This is a genomic window from Rhodococcus sp. P4_E4 (genome assembly GCF_056401575.1).
This window is the reverse complement of record NZ_JBFUJB010000001.1, coordinates 334,412-358,264: the sequence shown is the minus strand read 5'-3', so window position 1 is coordinate 358,264 and position 23,853 is coordinate 334,412. Positions and strand designations below refer to the sequence as shown.

The window sequence follows — 23,853 nt, the reverse complement described above, 5'->3', positions numbered from 1 at the left end:
ATGGCGAACTGCTCGGTGTGTGCGTGATCGCTCCACACCCCAGTTCATCTCTTGTGCTGGGCAACGTCGGTACCGCATGGCACGATCGAATACGTGACCAGCAGACCTGCCGCAGATCCGCACCTGCAGGACCTCGCGCGACTACGACGCGTGCGTGACCGTATCGACCGGGAGTACGCGCGGCCTCTGGACGTGGAGGCGCTCGCGCGGGGAGTGAACATGTCTGCGGGGCATCTCAGTCGCCAATTCCGTCAGGCGTACGGCGAACCGCCGTACGCATACCTGATGACCAGGCGAATCGAGCGCGCAATGGCGTTACTGCGCCGCGGGGACCTCAGTGTCACGGACGTCTGCTTCGAAGTCGGCTGCAGCTCTCTCGGCACTTTCAGCAGTAAGTTCACCGAATTGGTAGGGGTCCCGCCCAGCGTCTATCGGCGCGAGGCCGAGCAGTCGACGGCCGGAATGCCGTCCTGCGTGTCCAAACAAGTCACCAGACCGATCAGGAATCGAGAAGCGCAGAACCCACAACCGCAATTAACGTGATCGCCATGGACATCACCATTCACTCGAGTTTCCTTCCGCAGGACGACCCTGACGCCGCCCTGAACTTCTACCGCGACACCCTCGGCTTCGAGGTGCGCAACGACGTCGGCTACGACGGGATGCGTTGGATCACGGTGGGGCCGCCCGGCCAGCCCGGCACCTCCATCGTGTTGCATCCGCCGGCCGTCGATCCCGGAATCACCGACGACGAGCGCCGCACCATCATCGAGATGATGGCCAAGGGCACGTACGGCGGACTTCTTCTGGCCACCAAAGATCTGGACGATACGTTCGAGCGGCTTCAGGCCGGCGACATCGACGTCGTCCAGGAACCGACCGAGCAGCCGTACGGCGTTCGCGATTGCGCCGTCCGCGACCCAGCGGGAAACCTGATCCGTATTCAAGAACTGCGCTGAGACCGTCAACTGCGCTGAGACCGTCGGCGATCGACTGACAGATGGAGACACGATGACTGCCCTGCACACTGCAGACAGCCACGATTTGATCCGCGTGCAAGGCGCGCGGGTGAACAATCTCGAAGACATCAGCGTCGAGATCCCGAAGCGGAGGCTGACGGTATTCACCGGCGTCTCCGGTTCGGGAAAGAGCTCGCTGGTGTTCAGTACGATCGCCGCGGAATCGCAGCGGATGATCAACGAGACCTACAGCGCTTTCGTTCAAGGATTCATGCCGACGCTCGCGCGGCCGGACGTCGATGTTCTCGACGGCCTGACCACCGCGATCATCGTCGATCAACAGCGGATGGGCGTCGACCCGCGCTCGACAGTCGGAACCGCCACCGACGCCAACGCGATGCTCCGTATCTTGTTCAGCCGTCTCGGAAAGCCTCACATCGGTTCGCCTCAGGCGTTTTCGTTCAACGTGGCCTCGATCTCCGGAGCAGGCGCGGTCACGATGGAACGCGGCGGACGTCAGACGAAAGAGCGTCGTAGCTTCAAGATCACCGGCGGCATGTGTCCGCGATGTGAGGGACGAGGGGCGGTCAACGATTTCGATCTGACCGCGTTGTACGACGACACCAAGTCGCTCAACGAGAGTGCGATCACGGTCCCCGGCTACAGCATGGAGGGTTGGTACGGCCGGATCTACCGCGGCTGCGGTTTCTTCGATCCCGACAAGCCGATCAAGAAGTACACCAAGAAGGAACTGAACGATCTGCTCTACAAAGAGCCGACCAAGATCAAGGTCGAAGGCATCAACCTGACGTACACGGGTCTGATTCCGCAGATTCAGAAGTCGTTCCTCGCCAAGGACGTCGACGCGATGCAGCCCCACATCCGGGCGTTCGTCGAGCGGGCGATCACGTTCACCACCTGCCCCGAATGTGATGGGACGCGACTGAGCGAGGGCGCGCGGTCGTCGAAGATCAAGGGCGTCAACATCGCCGACGCCTGCTCGATGCAGATCAGCGATCTCGCGGAATGGGTCAGCGGTCTGAAGGAACCATCGGTCGCGCCTTTGCTCACGACGCTCGGCGAAACGCTCGACTCCTTCGTGGAGATCGGACTCGGCTACCTCAGTCTCGACCGTCCGTCGGGAACGCTGTCCGGTGGTGAAGCTCAGCGCACCAAGATGATTCGTCACCTGGGTTCCTCGCTCACCGACATCACGTATGTATTCGACGAGCCCACTACCGGCCTGCATCCGCACGACATCGCGAGGATGAACGATCTTCTGCTGCGCCTGCGGGACAAGGGCAACACCGTGCTCGTTGTCGAGCACAAGCCGGAGACGATCGTGATCGCCGATCACATCGTCGACCTCGGTCCAGGCGCGGGTAGCGCCGGCGGAAACGTCTGCTTCGAGGGCACAGTCGATGGCTTGCGAGCCAGCGATACGGTCACCGGGCGTCACTTCGACGACCGGGCCGCCCTCAAGGAGACCGTGCGGGAGTCCACCGGAGCAATCGAGATTCGTGGAGCGAACTCACACAACCTCCAAGATGTAGACGTCGACGTACCTCTCGGCGTACTGGTCGTGGTGACTGGTGTGGCCGGATCGGGTAAGAGTTCGCTGATCCACGGCTCGCTCGCGAAACGCGAAGACGTGGTGTCGGTCGATCAGAGTGCGATCCGCGGCTCGCGTCGGAGCAACCCGGCAACGTATACCGGGCTGCTCGACCCGATCCGCAAGGCATTCGCGAAGGCCAACGGCGTGAAGCCGGCGCTCTTCAGTGCCAACTCCGAAGGCGCCTGCCCGACGTGCAACGGCAACGGCGTCATCTACAGCGACCTGGCGATGATGGCCGGCGTTGCCACTCTCTGCGAGGAGTGCGAAGGCAAGCGCTTCCAGGCGGAAGTTCTCGAATACAAATTCGGTGGCAAGGACATCAACGAGGTTCTCACGATGTCGGTGGCCGAGGCCGAGGAGTTCTTCGGCGACGGTGAGGCGAAGACGCTCGCTGCGCACAAGATCCTCGTCCGACTGGTCGACGTGGGGCTCGGGTACCTCACGATCGGCCAGCCGTTGACGACGCTGTCGGGCGGTGAGCGTCAGCGCATCAAGCTGGCGACGCACCTCGGCGAGAAGGGTGGCGTGTACGTCCTCGACGAGCCGACCACCGGACTGCACCTGGCCGACGTCGAGCAGTTGCTCGGCCTGCTCGATCGACTCGTCGATTCCGGTAAGTCCGTCATCGTCATCGAGCACCACCAGGCCGTGATGGCGCACGCCGACTGGATCATCGACCTCGGCCCTGGAGCCGGTCACGACGGCGGTCGGATCGTCTTCGAAGGCACTCCCGAGGAGCTCGTCGCCGACGGCTCCACCCTCACCGGAAAGCACCTCGCGGCATACGTCGGCGGCTGACCTGGCTCCTACCTCAGGCGTCGATACCCAGGTTGATGACGGCGAGGTAGGAACCGTCCGACTGCTTCTCGACGGTCATGAGGCCGGTGTCGTCGTAGATACCGTCACTGGCGTTGTTCGTGTTGTTCTCACGACCGGTGTGCTCGCTGTACGGGGACTGCGAGTACACCTCGTCGAGAAGGGTCTCGTCGAAGAAGGTCTGCGACGTGAGGACCGTCTTCTTGTCGATGTGAACCTTGACGTGGATGTGGGTGGTGCGGCCCATGTACCAGCCGGGGAAGATCGTTGTGAACTGTGCGATGCCGTTTGCATCGGTGGTCTGGGCACCGCGCAGGTAGGTGCCGTCGTCGGTGGTGGTGGCTTCGGTGTCGCCGACGCTGTATGAACCGTCGGAGGTCTCTCCGGACCCTCCCATGCCGCCGCCCATTCCGCCGGGGGCGCCTGACGGTGGTTCGCCCATCCCGCCGGCCGGGGGAGTTCCGCCGCCGCCACCGCCGCCGCCGTTGGCGCTCAGCGAACCGGATTCGAAGCCGGAGTACACGCCGCCGGCGTCGCAGTGCCAGATCTCGACGACGGCGTTGGAGACCGCGCCGATGCTGCCGTCGACGTTGCACTGGCTGTTGTCCTGCACGCGCATTGCCACCTGCAGTGTGGTGCCCGGACGGTCTTCGCGGATGTCGCCGCGAATGGAGTCGACGTCGAACCAGTAGGGGCCCTGTGTCTCTTCCTTGCTCATGACGCACTGCGGTGCTTTGGCCAGAAGTGCGGTGACGGCATCGCCGGATGTGGCCGCTGCGGAAGCGCCGGACGTGGTTGTCGTCGATGCAGCCGCGGCCGAAGTCGTCGTGGCGGTGCCACTGTTACCGGAACAGGCTGCGATGAGCCCGCCGAGACTGATGGTTCCGCCGAGAGCGAGGGCCCGTCGACGGCTCACGCGTAGCCTGCTCGCTTCGATGTCTTTGTTCACGCCGCTGTACCTCCATTGTGTGGGCTGTTGTCTCAATGGTGGACGGGCGACCTGGTGCGGAACTGGTTATCCGCTGTGAACTTGCTGGGAGAGCATCTGGATGCTCGAGGTGGCCCGTACGTAGACCTGTCCGCCGGCGTCGACGATGCGAGTTTCGATCAGCGCGAGCCTGCGCCCGGCGCGAATCACGGAGGCTTCGGCGCGCAAGACCGGCCCACCGATGTCGGGTGAGCGCAGGAAGTCGATCTTGTGGTCGAGGACGCGATAGTCCTGATCGGCGCTGGTCAGGGTCTGTGCTGCCAGTCCCGTAATGGCGTCGACTGCCGAGATGAGGACACCACCCTGCACGGCGCCCAGCGGGTTGGCCATCCAGGCCACGGGTGAGAACTCACCGACGACGGAACCTGGCGTCACGTCGACGACAGCAAGATCGAGTAGCCCGGCGAGCGGTCCGCGTTCGAGTTTGCCGCCTCGGATACCTTCGACGACGTCGGACCCCGCCAACCCACTCAGGTTGCTCGTTTTCTCCGGCGTCGGGACCGGTAGCGGCGCACCGTCCACGTAGTCGTCGATTCCGACGACGGGTGGACGCGAGACCACCATTGCGCGGCCGGCCATCACGGCCAGCAGGGTGCCGTTCTCGTCGCGAAGTTGACCGGACGCGAGCCCGACGCCGTCGTCGAGATGCACGAGCGTGCCGGTGGCGCCGACGTCTGCGAGAGCGGGAATGTCGGCGCCCGCGCTGACCGTGACCTGCGCGAGCACGGATTGATGGCCCGAGGTCAGTCCCGAGTACACCGCGCCGCCCATGGCACCGTCGATCATGACGCCGATGGAACCGAGCACCGTCTTGCCACGGTGATCGTGGAAGCGCGGGCCGACTGCCTGCGCGAAGGCCAAGTCGCCAGGCACGACCGATACGGCGCGCACACCCATCAAGGTGTTGAGGGGGTCAAGTTGCGTGACGGGTGCGGCGGAGTTGTCGATGCTCATCCGTCGAGTATCTCCAGCGCACCCAGTCCTGCCGAGACCGGGTCTCAACCACCGATACGTGAATGCATCTCCCAGACGAGGACTTCCGCCCCGGCGTCGGAGGTCAGTTGCTGCCCACCCGAATCGCTCAACCGGACGGCATCACCCTCGTACAGTGTGCCCACGCCCTCCATCTCGGCAGTGCCCTGCGCAACGAAGACGTGCAGGAACGGTGCGCTGGGAAGATTCACGGAGGTGCCGGGCAGAATCCGCGCGACGTGCATGGCGGCGTTCTTGTTGTTGATGCGAATCGCCGAATGATCCTTGTAGCGCTCCATTCCGGAGGCCACCGGGATCAGACCGCCGCGCAGCAGTTCGTCGTCGATCTCGAGTTGTTCGTAGCCGGGGGTCAGTCCACCTTCGTCCGGTACCACCCACATCTGGATGAAATGCACGGGGTCGGAATGCTGTTCGCCGCCAATACGCCACGAATCGTTCTTCTCGCTGTGCATGATTCCGGTACCGGCGCTCATGCGCTGGGCGAGGCCTGGATAGATGACGCCGGTGTGGCCGATGGAATCCTGGTGCACGAGCGAACCGCGAAGTACCCACGTCACGATTTCCATGTCCTTGTGCGGGTGCGTATCGAAACCGGTTCCCGCCAGTACGGTGTCGTCGTTGTTGACGAGCAGCAATCCGTGATGAGTGTTGTCCGGATCGTAATGCTGTCCGAACGAGAACGAATGTTTCGAATCCAGCCAGGAGACGCGGGATTTCAAGCGATCACCGGAGCGGTGCACATCGATGTGCGGTGTCGTCCGTGGGGCCTGTGCTCGACCAGATGCCATGGCTCCTCCTTCTGTGCCACCGGGATCCATCACTACCGGATCCACCACTACCGGCATCCACCCTACGACGAACCTGCTGTGTAGTCCGAACATTGGGCGTACTCGGTGGTGTCGTCAGTTCGTCGACGCGTGCATCTCCCACACGAGTATCTCCGCATCGTCGATTCCCTCGACTCGTTGACCGCCAGTGTCCTTGAGTCGCAACGAATCTCCTGGTCCCAGCAATCCGACTCCCTCGACGTCGACAGTGCCGCTGGCGATGAACCCGTGCACGTACGGCGCATCCGGAAGAGATACCGACCCGCCGGTCTCGAGGCGAGCAACATGTAGTGCCGCATGTTTGTTGTGCAGGCCGATGGCGCTGTGACTGCGATGCGCAGGCATCCCCGATGCCAGGGTGATCAGGCCACCGCTGTCGAGTTCGGAGTTGATGTCGAGTTCCTGATAGCTCGGGGTCACTCCGGATTCGTCCGGCGGTATCCACATCTGAACGACGTGAACGGGTTCGGTGACGCGTGAGCCGTCGGCCCGGAAGCGATCGTTGCGCTCGGAGTGCAGGATTCCGGTACCGGCGCTCATTCTCTGCGCGAGTCCGCGATGGATGACGCCGGAGTGCCCAGCGGAATCCTGGTGAACCAGAGATCCGCTGAGCACCCACGTCACGATCTCGGTATCGCGGTGCTGATGAGTGTCGAAACCGGAGCCGGCTTCGATGATGTCGTCGTTGTTCACCAACAGAAGTCCGTGCGCGTACGCGGCGTGATCGAAGTTTCCGGCGAAGGGGAAACTGTGACGCGCGGTGAGCCAGCCGTAGTTGAGGTGCGCACGTTCGGCTGCTCGTTGGACGACCACCGACGACATGTCAGCTCAGCTTTTCGTGTGCTGCCGGGATGGATCCGAGGCGTCCGGCCTGGAAGTCCTCGAAGGCCTGCATGACCTCGGACTTGGTGTTCATGACGAACGGCCCGGCCATCGCGATGGGCTCACGAATCGGTTTGCCACCGAGGATGAATACCTCGAGGGACTCGGTCCGCGAATCCTGGCGATCGGAAGCGGCGACGGTGATGGAGTCACCGCGTCCGAAGACAGCCGTCTGCCCTACTCGAATGGGTCGACGCTCGGCTCCGACCGTTCCTTCGCCGGCGAGCACGTAGACGATGGCGTTGAACTCGGGGTTCCAGGGCAGAGTCAGGCTCGCACCCGGGGCAATAGTGGTGTGGGAGAGCGCGATGGGTGTGTACGTCGATCCGGGTCCGGCGTGGCCGGCGATGTCTCCGGCGATGACGCGCACCAAGGCTCCGCCGTCCGGCGAGGAAAGCAGGGCCACCTTGTTGCCCGTGATGTCCTGGTACCGCGGAGATGCCATCTTGTTGTCGCGAGGCAGGTTGACCCACAGTTGGACGCCGTGGAACAGGCCGCCGCTGAGGACGAGGTGCTCCGGCGGAGTTTCGATGTGAAGGATGCCGCCACCCGCGGTCATCCACTGGGTGTCGCCGCCGCCGATTACACCGCCGCCACCGTTGGAGTCCTGGTGCTCCATGATGCCGTCGATCATGTAGGTGACGGTTTCGAAGCCGCGGTGCGGGTGCCACGGAGTGCCCTTGGGCTCTCCGGGTGCGTAGTTGACTTCGCCCATCTGGTCCATGTGGATGAACGGGTCGAGGGCGGAGAGGTCGATGCCGGCGAACGCGCGGTGAACGGGAAAGCCTTCACCTTCGTATCCGACCGGCGCGGTGGTGATGCTCTTGACGGGGCGGTCGACTGCTGACTCTGCCGGCTCGTCGAGGCGGGGCAGGGCCAAGATGTTCTCGACTGTCACAGCAGGCATGTCGTACTCCTTGTATCCGTGAAGCTGATGTCAGGTAGTTGATTGTTCAACTATCTCATTCGGAGTCAACAAAGTCGAGCCCCGGGTATTCCCGGGGCTCGGCTGGTGTTCGGATCAGCCTGTTGTCTGGATCAGCGCAACATGCTGCCGAGGGTTTTTGCCGCTGCCATGACCTCGGCGCCCAGGGCTGCTTGATCCTCGGAGTCGAACACGGAGATTCCGAGGCTGGAGATGGCGTCGCGGCGTCTGCCGGGGATGACTGCCGAGATTCCGAGGACGGACGGGATGACCTCCCCGACGGTCACTGCATAACCCCGTGCGCGGGCAGCCGTCACTTCCTCTCGTTCCCCGCTCACCGGTGGGAGTGAGGCAAGAATGGAAAGCCCGGCGGAGCCGCGGTCGATCGGATCAACCTGCCCCGGATGAAACGCGACGTGAACCTTGGCGCTGCGCGGTTCGACCACCATCAGTGCGCGCACTTCGGTGTCGCTCTCGCGGACCACCAGGTGTGCTGTCGCCTCGGTGGCCTCGGCAAGTTCTTGAAGTATCGGGCGGGCCAGGGTTCGCAAATCTTGTTCCACCGGTTCGGCGAGGGTGACCAGTCCGGCGCCGAGAGTGACGCGCTTGAAGGAGTCCTTGCGGCACAGGTGATGAGCCTCGAGCGTGCGGATCAACCGATGTGCGACAGTCCGGTGGACTCCCACTCCGTCGGCAATGTCCGTGACTGACAAACCGTGCGGATAGGACGTCAGGAGTTCCAGGATCTCGAGTCCGTGGTGCAGCGTTTTCGACATGCTCGAGTCCACTTGAACTGCGCTTTTGCGCGGACGGTGTTCCTCGCTCAGCTCTGACATCAAATCCCTTTCTTGACGTTTGTGAGGTATGCCACCTACGCTTTGAACATATCGCACAGTGTGTGCGATTATCGCACACTTTACGGAGCTGCACAACCTTCGGGTGGATGCAGCGCAGCGTGTTCGGAGAGAACCTTCATGAGCAACTATCGCGTCGTGGCAACGGAGGATGTTGTCGCAATCCACCAGCTGTACGGCCACCAGAGTCATTGCATAGACTCTGGGCGCCAGCAGGATTGGGCGCAGACATTCACGGACAACGGTGAATTTCATTCAGCCAGTTATCCGGAACCCGTGGTCGGTTTCGACGACCTTGCAGCGTTTGCTGCTCGCTTTTACGCTGCTGCGGAAGCTGTCGACGAGGTGCATCGGCACGTTCTGACCAATCTCGTCGTCGAGGCGGTGGACGAGAGTGCTCTCGCAGTGCGCGGGTACCTGCAGATCGTTGCCACCGCTCGCGGCGGCGAATCGCGACTGGTTCGGATGACGACGGTCGCTGACCGCGTGGTTCGGGTCGGTGAGGAATGGAAGATCGCCCGCCGCACCGTCTCCCGAGACGACGCACCTCGAGTGTCCGAACACGGCTGAAGTACCGAAATGTTTCTTGCACAACAATATTCAGTAGGAGAAGTACATCATGACCGAAAGCTCTGACCAGACGAACCCGGGCCGCACCGTTGTGACGCAGATGTCGGCGGTGTACCCGGAGTTGGCAGGCAAGGTCGCAGTGGTGACCGGCGCGGCTCAGGGTATGGGTGCGACCTTCGCCGAAGGGCTGGCAACACGCGGCGTACATGTCGTCGGTGCCGACATCAACGAAGAGCAGATGCTCGCCACGGCCGCACGAATCAATACGGACCTGGAATCGAATGCACTGGCGGACAAGCCGGGTCGCGTCGTCGGAGCTCGGGTCGACGTCACCAAGCCGGACGAGCACGAACTGCTTGCGCAGTTGGCGTTGAAGGAGTTCGGCCGGGTCGATTTCTGGATCAACAATGCGGGTATCTTCCCGTTCGCGCTGGCCGAGGAGATCACCCCGGAGCAGATCGGCGCAACGCTGAGTGTCAATGTCGAAGGAGTGCTCTACGGTGCTCAGGCAGCGGCACGCCACCTCGGTCCCGGCGGCGCCATCGTCAACATGTCCTCGGTATCTGCGCTGCGTGTGCGGAAGGGGAGAGGCGCTTACTGCACGTCGAAAGCTGCCGTCGCGCACCTCACTGAGTCGCTCGCAGTGGAGTTCGGAGACAAGGGTATTCGTGTGAACTCCATTGCGCCCGGCTACATCGACACGGCGATGACGAAGTGGGTCCAGGATGATCCGATCGCGCTCGCGAACGCACTCGACGCGGTACCGCTGCATCGTCTGGGCTCGCCCGAAGAGGTCTTCGGGCCGCTGCTGTTCCTGCTCTCGGACAGCGCGCGCTACGTCACCGGGCACAGCATTGCGGTGGACGGTGGTTCGCGGCATGTCTGAGTCCACGAAATATCCCGGCGTCGTTCTCGTTACCGGCGGTGCTGCCGGGATGGGAGCGCATCACGCGCGCACTCTCGCCGCGCGCGGTTCGCATGTCTGCATTGCCGATGTTTCGGATTCATCCGGCGTGGTCGACGACATTGTCTCCGCCGGCGGATCGGCGTCCGCTCATCTTCTGGACGTCACCGATGCCGATGCCTGGGACCGGGTTGTCGACGAAATTCGCACCACCCGTGGGGAACTCGGTGGACTGGTCAACAACGCCGGCATCTCGCGTCGGCTCGAATTCATGGACACCCCGAACGACATCTGGGAACTGACCATGAAGATCAACCTCTTCGGTCCGTTCTACGGTATGAAGGCGGTGGCGCCGCTGATGCGCGAGAGTGGTGGCGGATCGATCGTCAACATCTCGTCCATCGCCGGTCAGATCGGGTACTTCTCTCCGGCTTACTCGTCGAGCAAGTGGGGTTTGACCGGTCTGTCGAAGTCGGCCGCGGGCAACTTCGCGCAGTGGGGGATTCGCGTCAACTCTGTGCACCCGGGACTGGTCGGTACGGCGCTGCTCGGCGGCGCAAACGACTTCGTCGCCGCGTCACTGAAGTCGGTTCCCTTCGGACGCATGGGAACTCTCGACGAGATCACCGAAGCAGTGCTGTTCCTGCTCTCGAACAGCTCGACCTACACCACCGGTACGGAGCTCACTGTCGACGGCGGGTTGGTGTCGAACGGTCTTTACCACCGCATCATCGCGGAGACTGGAGAACTTTCATGACCGAGCACTGGGACGTCGTTGTCATCGGTGGCGGCGGAGCAGGCCTCGCGGCTGCGGTGTCCGCGGCAGAAGAAGGTGCATCCGTTCTGCTGTTCGAGTCCGAAACCGAACTCGGTGGTTCCACTGCGCTCTCGGCCGGAATCTTCACGGCCGCCGGAACAAGCGTGCAGGCCGGACTCGGCGTCGACGACTCGGCGGAGAAGTTCTTCCAGCACTACATGGACCTCAACCAGTGGATGCTCTCACCCGGATTGATTCGTGCGTTCTGCGAAAACGCCGGTCCGACACTGGAATGGCTCATCGGACTTGGCGTCGAAATTCCGGCGGCAATCTCGGGTAACGCTCACCAACCGGGACTCGCCCAGGCCGGCGTCGAGGACGTCTGGCGCGGCCATGTGCCCAAGGATCAGGGATACGGACTGATTCAGGTGCTGGACAAGGCTCGTCGTAAGCACGGGATCGAGGTCATCTTCGGAACACGGGTGCAGAAGCTGATCGAGGAAGACGGTCGGGTTGTCGGTGTTGTCGCCGACGACATCGAGGTACGTGCGGGCGCCGTCGTTGTTGCTTCCGGTGGATTCGCGCAAGATCCGGGCTTGGTGGCGCGCCACTTCCCGGACGCGAACAAGGCCGGAGACGCCTTGTTCGTCGTCGCAGCCGAGGGGAGTCGCGGAGACCATCTTCGTTTTGCCGAAGACCTCGGTGCTTCCGTGGCGGGCGACGGCTGGGGTCTGATGCTGCCCACGGTCTACTTCCAGCGATTCCATCACTGGCAGGCCGGTTTTCCGCCGAAGTCGCGGATCTACGTCAACCAGGACGGCCGTCGATTCATGGACGAGGACAGCTCGTACGCCGTCTCGACCGGCATCATCGACCATCAGGGTGGATACGGTTGGATGATCTTCGACGAGAACGCTCGCGTGAATCTGGCTCCGGGATATGCGGATTGGAATCCCGAACGCATCGAGGAAGAAGTTGCCGCCGGTGGCACGATTCGCGCGGATACGATCGAAGACCTCGCAGTGGCTACGGGTGTTCCGGTTGCGACGTTGACGCAAACCCTGCGTCGATGGAACGACCAACTGCCCAGCGGTCACGACGACGACTTCCTCCGTCATCGCACGCTGCGAAACAAGGGTGCCGTCGGCAACCCGGATCCTATTGCGACAGCACCGTTCTATGCCGCGAAAATCCTTCCGGCGGAGCTCGTATGCACGCACGCGGGAATGGAGATCAACACCGATGCGGCCGTACTCGGCAGCACCGGAGTACCTATCGAGGGTCTGTACGCGGCCGGTGAGGCCGGCGCCGGAATCCTCGGACTGAGATACGTGGGCGGCGGCAATGCAGTTGCCAACGCTTTGACCATGGGCCGCGTAGCGGGACGTAATGCGGCGAATTACACCAGGACCAGCGCTGAGAGCGCACCGGTCCATTCCATCGCGCACTCCTGACGTCCGACGTCTGCGCGGCACCGAATCCAGTCAGTATCCAATCCAGGCAGGGAACAACATGTCAGAGAATGAGACCATGGCGAGAGCCGAATCCACCGAGGGCAGCAGCGTGGCAACCGAACGACAGTCGACGACGAAGGTAATTCGCGCGGCCATCGTCGGTACCGTCGTCGAGTACTACGACTTCGGTATCTACGGATACATGGCCACGACAATCGCCGCGCTGTTCTTCGTTTCCCACGACCCGAACGCAGCACTGCTCGGTACCTTTGCAGCATTCGCCGTGGCCTTCTTTCTACGCGTGCCCGGCGGAATCTTCTTCGGCCACATCGGCGACAAGTACGGCCGAAAGAATGCTCTCTCCTGGACCATCCTTCTGATGGTTCTGGCGACAGCAGGCATGGGCCTGCTGCCGACGTACGCCACGTTGGGTGTGTGGGCCACGTCCATCCTCGTTCTGGCTCGTTGCCTGCAGGGCTTCGCGGCCGGCGGTGAACTCGGCGGTGCCAACGCGTTTGTCTCCGAGTCCGCTCCCAAGCGGTGGCGTGCGACGCAGACCTCGATGGTCAATACCGGCACCTACCTGGGTTCGCTGGCTGCTTCGCTCATGGCCCTCGGCCTGACGTCGGTATTCTCGCAAGAGCAGATCCTCGAGTGGGCTTGGCGTATCCCGTTCCTGCTCAGCCTGCTGATCGGTGGCATCGGTATCTGGATCCGTAGCCAGATGGAAGACACTCCTCAGTTCGAGGAACTGCAGGACAAGGGTGAGACCAAGAAGCTTCCCATCCGTGAGCTGCTCAGCACCTCCGGTGGCAGCGTCGTCAAGATCATCCTGCTGGGTGCACTCATCACCGGTGGCTACTACATCGCCTCGGTGTATGCCGCAACGTACCTGCAGACCACCGGCGGTCACTCGTCGCGCGTTGCCTTCCTTTCCACTTCTCTTGCGCTGGTTCTCGGCGTCATCACGTTGCCGATCTCGGGATACATGGCAGACAAGTACGGGCGCCGGCCGGTGCTGTTCGCCGGTAGTGCCGCCGCAGTGGTTCTCGGAATCCCGATGTTCATGATGATGGCCGGTTCTGGTATCTGGCAGGCGGTTGTCGGTCAGTCGGTGCTCTTCATCTGCGTTTCCGTTGTCAACGGTGCTTCGTACGTGACCTATGTCGAAATGCTGAAAGCATCTGTGCGGTACAGCGGTCTGGCCTTGGGTAACAACGTCACCAACATGTTCCTCGGTGGCACCGCGCCCTTCATCGCCACCTATCTCATCAGCTTGACCGGTAACTCTCTCGCCCCGGCCGGATACTTCGTGTTCTGTGCCGTGATCACCCTCGTCACGGTCTTCTTCATCAAGGAGACCAAGGGCGTTGAACTGCAGGTTGATTGATCACCTCGGGAGAACAGGAGACGTGTTGTGTCCCTCGCTGACAAGCAAGAGATCACCGAAGTTCTGTATCGCTACGCTCGGGCCGTCGATCGGAAAGATTTCGACAGCGTAGCTCTCTGCTACTTCGACGACGCGATAGACAACCACGGTGGTTACATCGGAACTGTCGACGGGCTCATCGAAGACATGAAGTTCAGGCACAAGACGATCGACTCGTCGATTCACTGCATTTCCAACATACTGATCGACGTCAACGGCGATGTCGCTCAGTGTGAGTCGTACTGTTTGTGTTTTCTGCGGCAGGAGCGTTCCGGTACGGATTCGGTGCAGACGCTTGCCACGATCAAGTGCCGTTACGTCGACAGGTTCGAAAGGCGCCGTGGTGAGTGGCGAATCGCCGATCGGATCGTCGTGTTCGACGAATCCCGTGAAGACGTGATCGAAAACGTTCTGCCCACTGACTGGGTGACCCAACGCCGATCCTTCGACGATCCGGTGTACACCAGGACGCCTTGACCAGTAGTGCAGACGAAAGGCCTTCACACACGATGTGTGTGAAGGCCTTTCGCCTGTTCACTGGTCGTGTCAGCCCACTGCGTCCGGTGCGGCGACCTCGGTCAAACGGCCGTCCGAGAGCCTGAGCCAGCGTTCGACCTTGACCTCGGCCAGGAATCTCTCGTCGTGGCTGACCACCACGAACGCCCCCTGATATGCATTCAGGGCACTTTCGAGTTGAGCAACGCTCACCAAGTCGAGGTTGTTGGTCGGCTCGTCGAGAAGAAGCAATTGCGGGGCCGGATCGGCGAAGAGAACGCATGCCAACGTAGCCCGCAGCCGTTCACCGCCCGAGAGTGCAGCGACGGGTAGGTGAGCACCCGCACCCCGAAAGAGGAAGCGCGCCAGGATGTTCATGCGTTCCGGTGCCGGAAGGCCTGGAGCCGACAATGCAAAGTTCTCGGCGACGGTGCGTGCGGGGTCGAGTAGGTCGAGCCTCTGCGACAGATATGCCACCCGGCCGTCGGCTCGCTTGACCTCACCGGAAGTCGGCGCAACATCCCCGTTGACGATGCGAAGTAGCGTCGACTTTCCGGCGCCGTTCGGCCCGGTCAACGCGATACGCTCCGGTCCTCGAATGGCCAGGTCAATGCCGGGGTCGGCGAAGATCTCACGATCGCCGAACGCGAATTGCATTCGCTCACCAAAGAACACCATGCGTCCGGCGGGTACGTGAGTGCCTGGCAGTTCGAGCGAAATCGTCTGATCGTCTCGAAGAGCGCGGCCCGCTCTGTCGAGTCGGTCCTTTGCCGCGTCGACCCGGGCGAGGTGTGTCTCGTTCGCCTTGCCGGCCGACTCCTGAGCATTGCGCTTCATGGTCCCCGCAAAGATCTTGGGCAAGCCCGCGTTCCCGAGATTGCGGGCAGCGTTACTTGCGCGTCGTGAAGCGCGTTCTCGGGCCTGCTGCAGTTCGCGCTTCTCGCGTTTGACGTCCTGCTCGGCGTTGCGGATGTTCTTCTCCGCCACCTCGCGAGCCGAGCGTGCCGCAGCTTCGTAGTCGGTGAAATTGCCACCGTAGAAGCTGATCTCGCCGCTGTGAAGTTCGGCGATGCGGTCCATACGGTCGAGTAGTCCTCGATCGTGGCTGACTACCAACAGACAGCCACTCCAGTCGTCGAGAACGTCGTAAAGTCTGCGGCGCGCGTCAAGGTCGAGATTGTTGGTGGGTTCGTCGAGGAGAAGGACATCGGGGCGTCGCAGGAGTTGAGCCACCAGTCCGAGCGAGACGACCTGCCCGCCGCTCAGAGTGTCGAGACGACGATCAAACGTCATGTCACTCAAACTGAGTCGGCCGAGTTGGGCTCGGGTCCGCTCTTCGACGTCCCAGTCGGACCCGATTGTCGTGAAGTGTTCTTCTCGTGTGTCTCCGGATTCGACAGCGTCCAGCGCAGCGAGCGTCGGGGCGATGCCCAAGACCTCGGCAACGGTCAGATCGCCCGTCAGTGGAAGGTCTTGCGGAAGGTATCCGAGAACGCCGTCGACGGACACACTGCCGGCGCGTGGGCGGAGTTGACCGGCGATCAATCTGAGCAGAGTGCTTTTCCCGACGCCGTTCTGGGCAACCAGCCCGGTTCGGCCACCGGGCACCGTGAAGGACAATTCGTCGAAGACCGGAGTGTCGTCCGGCCAGGCAAAAGACAGATTCGAGCAAACGATGTAGGTATCGGACATGAATAGACCTCAGGTGTCGTGCGGGCGCGGCAACGCTGCTCCGCAAAAAGTCGGGTAAGTGAACGACAACATGGCCACTACGGCAGCGCTCCGAGGCGTCTGCCGGTGGCCGTCATGCCCGGTTTTATCCGGAGATGTCGAGTTCACCAACCATGTCTGATCCTTTTTGGTCTGTGCGGTTTCATCCGACGATAACAGGAGCCGGTATTTACATACGAGCAATACCGGCGCAGAGAAGTTCGACCAGTCTTCGATACACCCGATCCGGGTCGGTGCCGGCCGGTTGGCCCTCTACCGATTCGAGGATGCAGAAACCGTGCAGCGCGCTACGAAGAGACCACGCCGCCTGCTCCGAATCATCCGGGCTCAGACCGTATCCCGCGATCACCTTGTTGATGACGTCTACCACCTCGCCCACGGCGGAGACCAGATCGGGATGCGGAGCAGTGGGGTAGCGGTCGGTGATGGCGTAGAGCCCGGGGTGCACCCGGACGAAGGCACGCCATGCGTCTGCGAGCGCCATGACGGCGTCGTCGCGCGAGAGACCAACCGCGGCGGCACGCAGTTGTTCGGCGAGAAGGTTGCGTGCGAGGAGGCTGAGTTGATGGTGGACGTCGTCGACCCCGTCGACGTGTTTGTACAGGGCTGACTGCCGGACGTCGAGGGTCTCGGCGAGTTGACTCAGTACCAGAGCGTCGGCGCCTTTGCTGTCGACCAGGTCGGCTGCGGCAGCGATCACGCGTTCACGGGTAACCGGAGTTCTCATGCACGCATCTTCCCTGTATGACAGGCTTTGCGTCGGTGATACATTATCACCATGAGTGATGAAGTATCGCCACGCGTGCCGTCCGGCGATCAACTACGCCGTCGTGACCTGCGCGTAGTCGTCACCGGTGCATGCATCCTCGGGTTGACCTCGGTGCTCTATGAACTCTCAGGAGTGTCTCCGTCGACGGGTGCCTTCTTTCGGTGTCTCTATGCGCTCATCCCTCTCGGCATACTCGTGCTCGTTCAGCGTCGTCGGTCATCCCGGTCTTCGATCTCGGCGCCCTGGATCGTGAAGTCATTGCTTGCCGGCGCGTTCCTCGGAATCGATCTTGTGCTCTGGCACGAGTCGATTCATTCGATCGGGGCAGGTCTTTCGACTGTGATCCTGAATTTGCAAGTGCTGTTCGTCGCAATCCTCGGCTACGTTGTTCTGCGCCAACGGATCGGCCGGGAACTGGTCGCCAGCCTTCCGTTGCTCTTCGTCGGAGTTGCTCTGGTAGCCGGGACGAGCACAACGCTCACCGGGGCGAATCCTGCTGTCGGAGTGTCGTTTGCCGTGATCGCCGCAGGCGCCTACGCGGTCTACATCTTCCTGATGGGTCTGGCTACTCGGGCGGCGGGTAGAACGGCTCTGCCGATGTTCGTCTCGACGGGAGCCACTGCCCTCACTGCAGGTGCATACGGCCTCGTGAGTGGAACTTTGGATCTGACCCCTTCGCTCGTAGCTCAAGGCTGGCTTGTGCTGCTCGCGTTGGTATCTCAGGTGATCGGGTGGCTTCTGGTGGCCAGCGCCAGTCAGCGTCTGCCTGCCAGTGCAGTCGCCGCCAGCCTGGTGTTGCAATCGGCGTCGGCACTGCTGTTCGGCGCGGTGATGCTTGCGCAGACCCCAACTCTCGTCCAACTTGCAGGTGCCGGAATGATTTTGGCCGGAGTGGTTGTGGCGACGCGGATACCTGCGAAGAAGTCCTCGACGACTGTAGTCGGAAAACGAATGGAGACAAGCGTATGACACCGGTGGCTGACCACATCTACATCAACGGCGAGATCAGGACCATGGACGGTGCGGTCGGCGATAACGCGACCGCTGTGGCAGTCAAGGACGGCAGATTCGTCGCCCTCGGAACTGATGCCGAGATCTCGGCGCTGACCGATTCCGAAACCTCCGTTGTCGATCTTGCCGGAGCAGTTGTTGTTCCGGGGTTCATCGAGACGCACCTTCATCCGATGATGTGGGGTTTGATGCTCAGTGGGGTCGACGCAACGACGAGTGCGTGCCCGACCATCGAGCAGTTGATCACGGCGTTGGCCGCGCGGGCCGCGATCACACCAGTTGGCGAGCCCATAGAAGCGTGGGGCTTCGACGACAGCCTCGTGGCGGAGGATCGAGGTCTGACCGCAGCTGATCTGGACAAGGCATCCACCGAGCATCCGATTCTGGTGCGGCACTTGTCTGCTCACGGGATCTATGTCAACTCGGTCGCACTGGAGAAGGCCGGGATCGATGCCACCACGGTCGATCCGGAGGGTGGTGTCATCGTTCGGGACAGCGCCGGTGTACCCACCGGTGAACTGTGCGAGGTTCCGGCAATGTCTCTGGTACACGGACTTGTTCCGGATATGAACCCGGATGCGTCCAAGATCGCGATGCTGCGGGCGCAGGAAGTCATGGCTTCGGTGGGCGTGACAAGTTTTCACGACATGTACGTCACAGCCGAGATGTACGAGGCGTACCGACAACTGGACGCTGATGGTGACCTGCGTCTGCGTGCGCGCCTCTATCTCGGCCACGGGGTGCACGATCAATTGGGCGAACTCGCCGATTCGACAGATCGAGTTCGTGTGGGCGGCGTCAAACTCATTTCGGACGGGTCGATTCAGTTGCACACCGCTGCGCTGACCGAGCCGTACCACGATCTGGGCGGATGCCACTGCGGCGGAATGGCAATCCCGGCAGGTGCACTCGGGGTGCTCGTCGCGGAACATCACGCTGCCGGCCGGCAGGTTGCGATTCATACCAACGGTGATCAAGCCATCGATTTTGCACTGGACGCAATTGCAGCGGCACGGACGGCACACCCGGACGTCGAAGTTTCGCATCGACTCGAGCACGTTCAGACGTTGCGGGAAGATCAGATCGTGCGGATGGTCGAACTCGGGGTGGTGGCGTCGATCTTCGTGAACCACGTCTACTACTGGGGCGACCGGCACCGTGATCGGTTCCTCGGACCGGGTCGTGGCGAGCGGATCAGCCCCGTGGCGTCGGTCGTGGCGGCGGGGCTTGCCTACGCGCTGCATTGCGACTGCCCTGTCACTCCCGTGAACCCGCTCTTCACGATGAACACAGCCGTACACCGTGTGACGCGAGAAGGTCATGTTCTGGGTGCAGAGCAACGGGTTTCCGCGTCCGATGCGTTGGCCGGTTACACAAGCGCTGCCGCCCGTCTCACCGGTGAGTCATCGGACAAAGGTCGGATAGCGGTGGGACTTTTGGCGGATTTTGTTGTGCTCGACGGAGATCCGTTGCGGAGCGCTTCTCAGGAATTGAACGAACTGTCGGTCCTGCGCACGGTTGTCGGCGGTGAGACCGTCTTCGAGGTGTAGGTGCTCGTAGTTTTACCTTGGGATTGGGTGCCGGTAGTCAACTCCTTACCGGCTTCGCAACTGTAGACGCACGTGGGCCGGGTAGCGAATTTGCTTCCCGGCCCACAGCTTTGGACGCACCAGGGGGCAGTCGCTATTCGATGGTCGGACAAAGTTATTGGTGGAGTGCTGGTTTCGGAGCGTGCGAGGGTTTGTCATGGCCGTCTGATCCGGCGAGGCGCGGCGATCGATGATGCCCGTGTCCGTGGCATTCGTGAACGAAATGCAGCACGTGCTCGAAACGGTTCGATCCTTCTGTTTGCTCGAGGGTCGCTGTTCTCGACGAGTTCGTTCGTGAATATCCTCGGACATACCAAGAGTATGTAGAACGTGTTCTCATATCGAGTGGAACGAATCGCCCGTTCGGCGCCAAAGGGGTTTTCGGGAACAAGTTACGAAGCGCAGCTAACTGTTTCTAACAGTACTGGTCAGCGCGCATAATTCACCCGCATGGAGTGTTCGAATTCCTCCTGAACGTTTGACCAGTAAAACCGCCACAAAAGCTGATACGTGTGATAAAAATTGATCCGAAGCGGAGCAGTAGCTATGTATGAGCGAGGGCATGCACAGCGTCACGGTTCGGCTCGCAAGCCTTCTGCAACATGTTCGGCACCGATGGCGGATGTACCTGGATCTGTCGTCTTATCACCCCAATGCCCGGCAACGGGACAGACGAAATGAGTCTTCACATGCCTCGATTTTTCCCGGTCGGGGACGGACGCGGATCCCGTCTCCCCCGGCGCGCCACTGCTGTGTTGGCGGCGCTGCCGGCTGCATTGCTCCTCGCGACCTCGGGTGCGCTGCTTGCTCCCGGTAGCGCCGTGGCTGCCCCGGGCGACGACATCACTGACCAGTGCCTGGAGATGTCCCAGAACGGTGGACCCTGGGTCAAGCCGCCAGCCTTCGGGCCTAATGGAACCGACTACATCCCGATCCCCGGAGATGAGGGCACGCAGATGGCCTTCGACGTCCGCAATGTCTGCGACCTTCCCGCCACGCTCACACTCTTCAGCGAGGGCTGGTCCGTCTCGGGCGGCGGCACCGCGACAGTACGGGGCAAAATCGGCAGCCAGGTCGGCCAGCAATTCGTGATCGGACCGGATGCGAATTCCGCGACTCGGATCGAGTTGGTGAAGACGCCTCTCGCGCAGAACGTCAACGTGATGGTCGGTTTCATGATTGGTATCCCGGCCAGCGAAGTCCTGCAGGGATACGAGATCAACCCCGGCTGGGGTCTGGTCCTGGTGGAGGGCGAGCCTGCTGTGGTCGCCCCCAGTGCTCCGACCGACTTGTCTCTGGGCGCCGCCGAGGTAGAGGCGGGTACACCCGTCAAGGTCTCCGGCAAGGCAGAGCCGAACAGCACCGTCACTGTCACCGGAGGGGGTGCCACCTGCACCGCCACCGCGGATGCGAGTGGGGACTTCAGCTGCAACCTGACTATCACCACACCCGGCAGTCATCCGATCACCGCCACTGCGACAAATGCGGGTGGGACCAGCCCCGCCTCCGCGGGAGTCACGGTCAAGGTCACGGCGAAAACTACCGATCCGGGTGGCAGCAGCAGCGGTTCGCTCGGCAGTAGCACCGGTTCGCTCGGAAGCCTGGACCTCTTCGGAAGCCTCGGCGAATAACCACTCCGGCCCAACCGACCACTTAGAACTCGCGATGCGCGGGGCGATCTCGACCATCTCCGCGCATCGCCGGCCTTCTCAGTCACCGAATTCAATTCGGCGGCTTCATTTCCCATGCCCCTTCCTGGGGCTGTTTCACCGGAGTGCACATCCGCACGGCCCGGGCTCAACCAAGCGCGTCGGATGTCCCGCCGCGAACTGCACAGGAGGAATACCAGATGAACAAGACCACAAAGGGTGCGATCGCCGCAGGTGCGGCTGCTGTTCTGCTCGCAGGCGGTGCGGGCACCATGGCCGCGTGGAACGCGTCCACCAACACCACGGGCGCCGGCACGGTGACCGCAGGATCGATGGCAGTTTCCGAGACCACTGCCGGCACCTGGAAGTGGGTCGGCGGCAGCAAGGCCGGACAGGCGTTTGCGCCCACCGACAAGCTGGTTCCGGGCGACAAGGTCGCTTACACCTCGGTGTACCAGGTGACCCTGAACGGCACCAACCTGAAGGCCACCCTCACTCCCACCCTCGGCAACCTGACCGGCTCGCTCAAGGACGCGGATCTGCTCACCGTGAGCCCGTCGAGCACCAACGTCTCGCCGATTACCGCGTCCGGCCCCATCTCGTTCACCACCGAGGTGGAGTTCAAGGCGGATACGACCGGTCAGGTCGGCGCCGCCGGCACCGCCACCATCGGTGCCGGAACGATCCTCCTCGAGCAGACGCTCACCCCGTAGTTAATCCGTAACCAGAAGAAGGTCACGTGAAGACCCAATACAAATGGGCGATCGCAGCGTCGTCGGTTCTGCTCATCGGGTTCGTCTCGGTGCAGCAGACCGGCGCGCTGTGGCGCGATACCGCAGAATCGACCGGCGGCACTATTCAGGCAGGCATGCTCGATATCTCTGCCGGCGGTGAAGGGGTCAAGCAGTTCAACCTCGATGGGTTCAAGTTGGACAACAAGGGCCCGGGCGACAGCATTCAGATGCCCTTGCCGGTGATCAACTCCGGCAATGTGCAGATGAACTACGTGCTTTCCGATGTTGTACTCAACGGCGCCACCCCACCGCCGCTGAGCCTGCGCGTGGCCAAGGTAGCCAACGAGGCGGCCTGCACCGCCACTGGTGACGTGGGCACTGAGCTCTACAACGGTGCCATGGACGGTGCGGCCTTTTCGGAGCAGCTGGTTCCGGCCGGGCAGATGCAGGTGTTGTGCCTGCGGGCCACGCTGGGCCAGGGCGCGGCAGCGAGCCAACAGTCCAACGCGACGTTCACCTTCGACGCAAGCTCAGTGAGCCAGTCATGACCGTCACCGCGAGAAGCCGGCGCGCGGGCGAACGTGCCGAGTATCGACCCCGGCACAGCGCACACGTGGAAACATCTGAGCGGCAACATGATCCCGAACAAGACTCAGGAGAGAAGACCACCCTCTGGTGGTGGACTCGCACCATCGTCTCGTGGGTGCTGTTGCTGTTGATGATCGGCGTTCTCGCGGTGATGGTCGTTATCCCTCGACTCACCGGCTCCACCGCGTACACGGTTCTCACCGGCTCGATGGAACCCACCATGCCCCCTGGCACGCTCATAGTGGTCAAGCCGACTCCCAACGAGGATCTGACCACCGGGGACGTGATTACGTTCCAGCCCGTCTCCGGCGATCCAGCGGTGGTCACCCACCGCATCGAGGGCATCTACTACACCGGGGAAGGGGAGCGTCGCATCCACACTCGCGGCGACAACAACCCCGTCGCCGACTCGTGGTCGCTGGTGCCCGAGCAGATCCGTGGTCGGGTCATCTACTCGGTGCCGTATCTGGGCCGGGTGAACTCGGTGATCAACGGACAATCGCGTTCGATTCTCACCACAGGCGTGGCTGCTGGCCTGGCTGTATATGCCGTGTGGATGGTCGTCAGTGGCATCCGCGACAAGCGGGGCAAGGCAGATGACGACGAAAGTGGCACCGACCCGACTCTTTCCGGCCCTGAACTCGGCGCGCCGGTACTGCCCGCCGATCCATCGGCACCAAACTCCGAATCGAAATAGGACAGCAGAATGTCTACAGAACAGAAATCGGGCGGCGGCGCGCGTCTCGGGGCGCGGATGCGAAGCCGTCTGGGCGAGACCGGTTGGATACGTACCCGGGCCGTGCTCTCTCTCGGCATGGTCCTGGGCCTCGGAGCGGTCGGCACGATGGCGGCGTGGTCCGACAGCGCTACCGCGACCACCGGCATGTTCAGCACTTCGTCGGTCCAGCTGAAAGTCGACAACCAGCGGCCCGCACACCAATTCACCGAACTCAAGCGCAACAGCATGCTGCCAGGCCAGAGTGAGGCCGGGGCATTGACGGTTCAGAACACCGGAACGGCCAACTTCCAGTGGGCAGTATCGGCAACGGCCACCGGCTCGTCCGCGCTGATCGGGAAGCTCAAGGTTTCTCTACATCAGAGCGGTGCCAACGACGGCAGTACCTGTTCAGGACCGATCATCGGGACGCAGCAAGCGTTCTCCGGCAACCCGACACTCGTCTCCGGCAGATCACTCGCTGCCGGTGTTTCGGAGCAGGTGTGTATCAAGGTGACCGTCGATTCGACCGCAGGTCAGACGGAGCAGTTCAAGATCGCCGATCTGGGCTTCAACTTCACCGCAACGGGGCAGTGATC

The 23,853-nt window shown here is 62.2% G+C and carries 24 protein-coding genes; 16 read left to right on the top strand and 8 right to left on the bottom strand.

The window, feature by feature from the left end:
• Positions 1-93: 93 nt before the first annotated feature.
• The 3 genes from AC1DVN_RS01755 to AC1DVN_RS01745 are packed head-to-tail and all read left to right on the top strand — an operon-like array spanning position 94 to position 3,372.
• Complete coding sequence (locus AC1DVN_RS01755; protein ID WP_019745214.1) at positions 94-543, top strand: helix-turn-helix transcriptional regulator; 450 nt, start codon at positions 94-96, stop codon at positions 541-543.
• 5 nt (positions 544-548) lie between these two features.
• The gene (locus AC1DVN_RS01750) at positions 549-959 is read left to right on the top strand and encodes a VOC family protein (protein ID WP_020909044.1); all 411 of its coding nucleotides are present in this window, start codon (positions 549-551) and stop codon (positions 957-959) included.
• Between the two features lie 52 nt (positions 960-1,011).
• The gene (locus AC1DVN_RS01745) at positions 1,012-3,372 is read left to right on the top strand and encodes an ATP-binding cassette domain-containing protein (protein ID WP_019745212.1); all 2,361 of its coding nucleotides are present in this window, start codon (positions 1,012-1,014) and stop codon (positions 3,370-3,372) included.
• A gap of 13 nt (positions 3,373-3,385) precedes the next feature.
• Here the strand turns inward: AC1DVN_RS01745 and AC1DVN_RS01740 are convergent, their stop codons facing one another.
• From AC1DVN_RS01740 to AC1DVN_RS01715, 6 genes are all read right to left on the bottom strand, one after another.
• A complete protein-coding gene (locus AC1DVN_RS01740) occupies positions 3,386-4,339 on the bottom strand; it encodes an intradiol ring-cleavage dioxygenase (protein WP_092764350.1) in 954 nt (317 codons plus the stop codon).
• A gap of 66 nt (positions 4,340-4,405) precedes the next feature.
• Entirely contained in the window at positions 4,406-5,332 is a 927-nt protein-coding gene (locus AC1DVN_RS01735) for a PaaI family thioesterase (RefSeq protein ID WP_092764349.1), read from the bottom strand.
• Between the two features lie 44 nt (positions 5,333-5,376).
• Complete coding sequence (locus AC1DVN_RS01730; protein WP_020970714.1) at positions 5,377-6,159, bottom strand: pirin family protein; 783 nt, start codon at positions 6,157-6,159, stop codon at positions 5,377-5,379.
• Positions 6,160-6,273: 114 nt separating this feature from the next.
• A complete protein-coding gene (locus AC1DVN_RS01725) occupies positions 6,274-7,020 on the bottom strand; it encodes a pirin family protein (RefSeq protein WP_092764347.1) in 747 nt (248 codons plus the stop codon).
• A gap of 1 nt (position 7,021) precedes the next feature.
• Entirely contained in the window at positions 7,022-7,987 is a 966-nt protein-coding gene (locus AC1DVN_RS01720) for a pirin family protein (RefSeq protein WP_020970712.1), read from the bottom strand.
• 131 nt (positions 7,988-8,118) lie between these two features.
• Positions 8,119-8,841 (bottom strand): IclR family transcriptional regulator, encoded by a 723-nt coding sequence (locus tag AC1DVN_RS01715; RefSeq protein WP_029256190.1) that lies wholly within the window; start codon positions 8,839-8,841, stop codon positions 8,119-8,121.
• A 138-nt stretch (positions 8,842-8,979) separates the two neighbouring features.
• Between AC1DVN_RS01715 and AC1DVN_RS01710 the strand changes: the two genes are divergently transcribed.
• The 6 genes from AC1DVN_RS01710 (at position 8,980) to AC1DVN_RS01685 (ending at position 14,450) form a co-directional block, all read left to right on the top strand.
• Entirely contained in the window at positions 8,980-9,429 is a 450-nt protein-coding gene (locus AC1DVN_RS01710; protein WP_019745206.1) for a nuclear transport factor 2 family protein, read from the top strand.
• A gap of 49 nt (positions 9,430-9,478) precedes the next feature.
• Positions 9,479-10,315, top strand: a complete 837-nt coding sequence (locus AC1DVN_RS01705; protein ID WP_019745205.1) for an SDR family NAD(P)-dependent oxidoreductase — start codon at positions 9,479-9,481, stop codon at positions 10,313-10,315.
• Positions 10,308-11,090 (top strand): SDR family NAD(P)-dependent oxidoreductase, encoded by a 783-nt coding sequence (locus AC1DVN_RS01700; protein WP_019745204.1) that lies wholly within the window; start codon positions 10,308-10,310, stop codon positions 11,088-11,090. Before AC1DVN_RS01705 ends, AC1DVN_RS01700 begins: the two co-directional genes overlap by 8 nt.
• Positions 11,087-12,544 (top strand): FAD-dependent oxidoreductase, encoded by a 1,458-nt coding sequence (locus AC1DVN_RS01695; RefSeq protein ID WP_019745203.1) that lies wholly within the window; start codon positions 11,087-11,089, stop codon positions 12,542-12,544. The genes AC1DVN_RS01700 and AC1DVN_RS01695 overlap by 4 nt, the downstream gene beginning before the upstream one ends.
• Before the next feature lie 76 nt (positions 12,545-12,620).
• Positions 12,621-13,934: an MFS transporter gene (locus AC1DVN_RS01690; RefSeq protein ID WP_007731424.1), complete on the top strand. Its 1,314-nt coding sequence runs from the start codon at positions 12,621-12,623 to the stop codon at positions 13,932-13,934.
• A gap of 27 nt (positions 13,935-13,961) precedes the next feature.
• On the top strand, positions 13,962-14,450 hold the full coding sequence (locus tag AC1DVN_RS01685; protein ID WP_092764345.1) for a nuclear transport factor 2 family protein: 489 nt from the start codon (positions 13,962-13,964) through the stop codon (positions 14,448-14,450).
• A gap of 69 nt (positions 14,451-14,519) precedes the next feature.
• Here AC1DVN_RS01685 and AC1DVN_RS01680 read toward each other — a convergent pair whose 3' ends face one another.
• Both AC1DVN_RS01680 and AC1DVN_RS01675 read right to left on the bottom strand, forming a co-directional pair.
• A complete protein-coding gene (locus AC1DVN_RS01680; RefSeq protein ID WP_092764343.1) occupies positions 14,520-16,160 on the bottom strand; it encodes an ABC-F family ATP-binding cassette domain-containing protein in 1,641 nt (546 codons plus the stop codon).
• Between the two features lie 208 nt (positions 16,161-16,368).
• A complete protein-coding gene (locus AC1DVN_RS01675; RefSeq protein WP_003940110.1) occupies positions 16,369-16,926 on the bottom strand; it encodes a TetR/AcrR family transcriptional regulator in 558 nt (185 codons plus the stop codon).
• Between the two features lie 51 nt (positions 16,927-16,977).
• Here AC1DVN_RS01675 and AC1DVN_RS01670 point away from each other — a divergent pair, with 51 nt between their 5' ends.
• The 7 genes from AC1DVN_RS01670 to AC1DVN_RS01640 all read left to right on the top strand — a co-directional run bounded on the left by AC1DVN_RS01670 (position 16,978) and on the right by AC1DVN_RS01640 (position 23,851).
• The gene (locus AC1DVN_RS01670) at positions 16,978-17,937 is read left to right on the top strand and encodes a DMT family transporter (RefSeq protein WP_020970706.1); all 960 of its coding nucleotides are present in this window, start codon (positions 16,978-16,980) and stop codon (positions 17,935-17,937) included.
• Positions 17,934-19,529, top strand: a complete 1,596-nt coding sequence (locus tag AC1DVN_RS01665) for an amidohydrolase (protein WP_020970705.1) — start codon at positions 17,934-17,936, stop codon at positions 19,527-19,529. Before AC1DVN_RS01670 ends, AC1DVN_RS01665 begins: the two co-directional genes overlap by 4 nt.
• A gap of 728 nt (positions 19,530-20,257) precedes the next feature.
• Positions 20,258-21,199, top strand: a complete 942-nt coding sequence (locus tag AC1DVN_RS01660; RefSeq protein ID WP_477993221.1) for an Ig-like domain-containing protein — start codon at positions 20,258-20,260, stop codon at positions 21,197-21,199.
• Positions 21,200-21,417: 218 nt separating this feature from the next.
• Positions 21,418-21,930 carry an alternate-type signal peptide domain-containing protein gene (locus tag AC1DVN_RS01655; RefSeq protein ID WP_175470320.1) on the top strand — a complete coding sequence of 171 codons (513 nt, stop codon included), beginning with the start codon at positions 21,418-21,420 and terminating at the stop codon, positions 21,928-21,930.
• A gap of 26 nt (positions 21,931-21,956) precedes the next feature.
• A complete protein-coding gene (locus AC1DVN_RS01650) occupies positions 21,957-22,499 on the top strand; it encodes a hypothetical protein (protein WP_019745195.1) in 543 nt (180 codons plus the stop codon).
• Between the two features lie 65 nt (positions 22,500-22,564).
• A complete protein-coding gene (locus AC1DVN_RS01645; RefSeq protein ID WP_223257981.1) occupies positions 22,565-23,236 on the top strand; it encodes a signal peptidase I in 672 nt (223 codons plus the stop codon).
• Positions 23,237-23,245: 9 nt separating this feature from the next.
• Positions 23,246-23,851, top strand: coding sequence for a SipW-dependent-type signal peptide-containing protein (locus AC1DVN_RS01640; RefSeq protein WP_021345457.1), 606 nt, complete (start codon positions 23,246-23,248; stop codon positions 23,849-23,851).
• The last annotated feature ends 2 nt before the right edge of the window (positions 23,852-23,853 follow it).

Coding starts and splice junctions, on each gene's coding strand:
- AC1DVN_RS01750 (WP_020909044.1), top strand. CDS start 549: ATGGACATCACCATTCACTCGAGTTTCCTTCCGCAGGACGACCCTGAC.
- AC1DVN_RS01745 (WP_019745212.1), top strand. CDS start 1,012: ATGACTGCCCTGCACACTGCAGACAGCCACGATTTGATCCGCGTGCAA.
- AC1DVN_RS01735 (WP_092764349.1), bottom strand. CDS start 5,332: ATGAGCATCGACAACTCCGCCGCACCCGTCACGCAACTTGACCCCCTC.
- AC1DVN_RS01730 (WP_020970714.1), bottom strand. CDS start 6,159: ATGGCATCTGGTCGAGCACAGGCCCCACGGACGACACCGCACATCGAT.
- AC1DVN_RS01725 (WP_092764347.1), bottom strand. CDS start 7,020: ATGTCGTCGGTGGTCGTCCAACGAGCAGCCGAACGTGCGCACCTCAAC.
- AC1DVN_RS01720 (WP_020970712.1), bottom strand. CDS start 7,987: ATGCCTGCTGTGACAGTCGAGAACATCTTGGCCCTGCCCCGCCTCGAC.
- AC1DVN_RS01715 (WP_029256190.1), bottom strand. CDS start 8,841: ATGTCAGAGCTGAGCGAGGAACACCGTCCGCGCAAAAGCGCAGTTCAA.
- AC1DVN_RS01710 (WP_019745206.1), top strand. CDS start 8,980: ATGAGCAACTATCGCGTCGTGGCAACGGAGGATGTTGTCGCAATCCAC.
- AC1DVN_RS01705 (WP_019745205.1), top strand. CDS start 9,479: ATGACCGAAAGCTCTGACCAGACGAACCCGGGCCGCACCGTTGTGACG.
- AC1DVN_RS01700 (WP_019745204.1), top strand. CDS start 10,308: ATGTCTGAGTCCACGAAATATCCCGGCGTCGTTCTCGTTACCGGCGGT.
- AC1DVN_RS01695 (WP_019745203.1), top strand. CDS start 11,087: ATGACCGAGCACTGGGACGTCGTTGTCATCGGTGGCGGCGGAGCAGGC.
- AC1DVN_RS01690 (WP_007731424.1), top strand. CDS start 12,621: ATGGCGAGAGCCGAATCCACCGAGGGCAGCAGCGTGGCAACCGAACGA.
- AC1DVN_RS01680 (WP_092764343.1), bottom strand. CDS start 16,160: ATGTCCGATACCTACATCGTTTGCTCGAATCTGTCTTTTGCCTGGCCG.
- AC1DVN_RS01675 (WP_003940110.1), bottom strand. CDS start 16,926: ATGAGAACTCCGGTTACCCGTGAACGCGTGATCGCTGCCGCAGCCGAC.
- AC1DVN_RS01670 (WP_020970706.1), top strand. CDS start 16,978: ATGAGTGATGAAGTATCGCCACGCGTGCCGTCCGGCGATCAACTACGC.
- AC1DVN_RS01665 (WP_020970705.1), top strand. CDS start 17,934: ATGACACCGGTGGCTGACCACATCTACATCAACGGCGAGATCAGGACC.
- AC1DVN_RS01660 (WP_477993221.1), top strand. CDS start 20,258: ATGCCTCGATTTTTCCCGGTCGGGGACGGACGCGGATCCCGTCTCCCC.
- AC1DVN_RS01655 (WP_175470320.1), top strand. CDS start 21,418: ATGAACAAGACCACAAAGGGTGCGATCGCCGCAGGTGCGGCTGCTGTT.
- AC1DVN_RS01640 (WP_021345457.1), top strand. CDS start 23,246: ATGTCTACAGAACAGAAATCGGGCGGCGGCGCGCGTCTCGGGGCGCGG.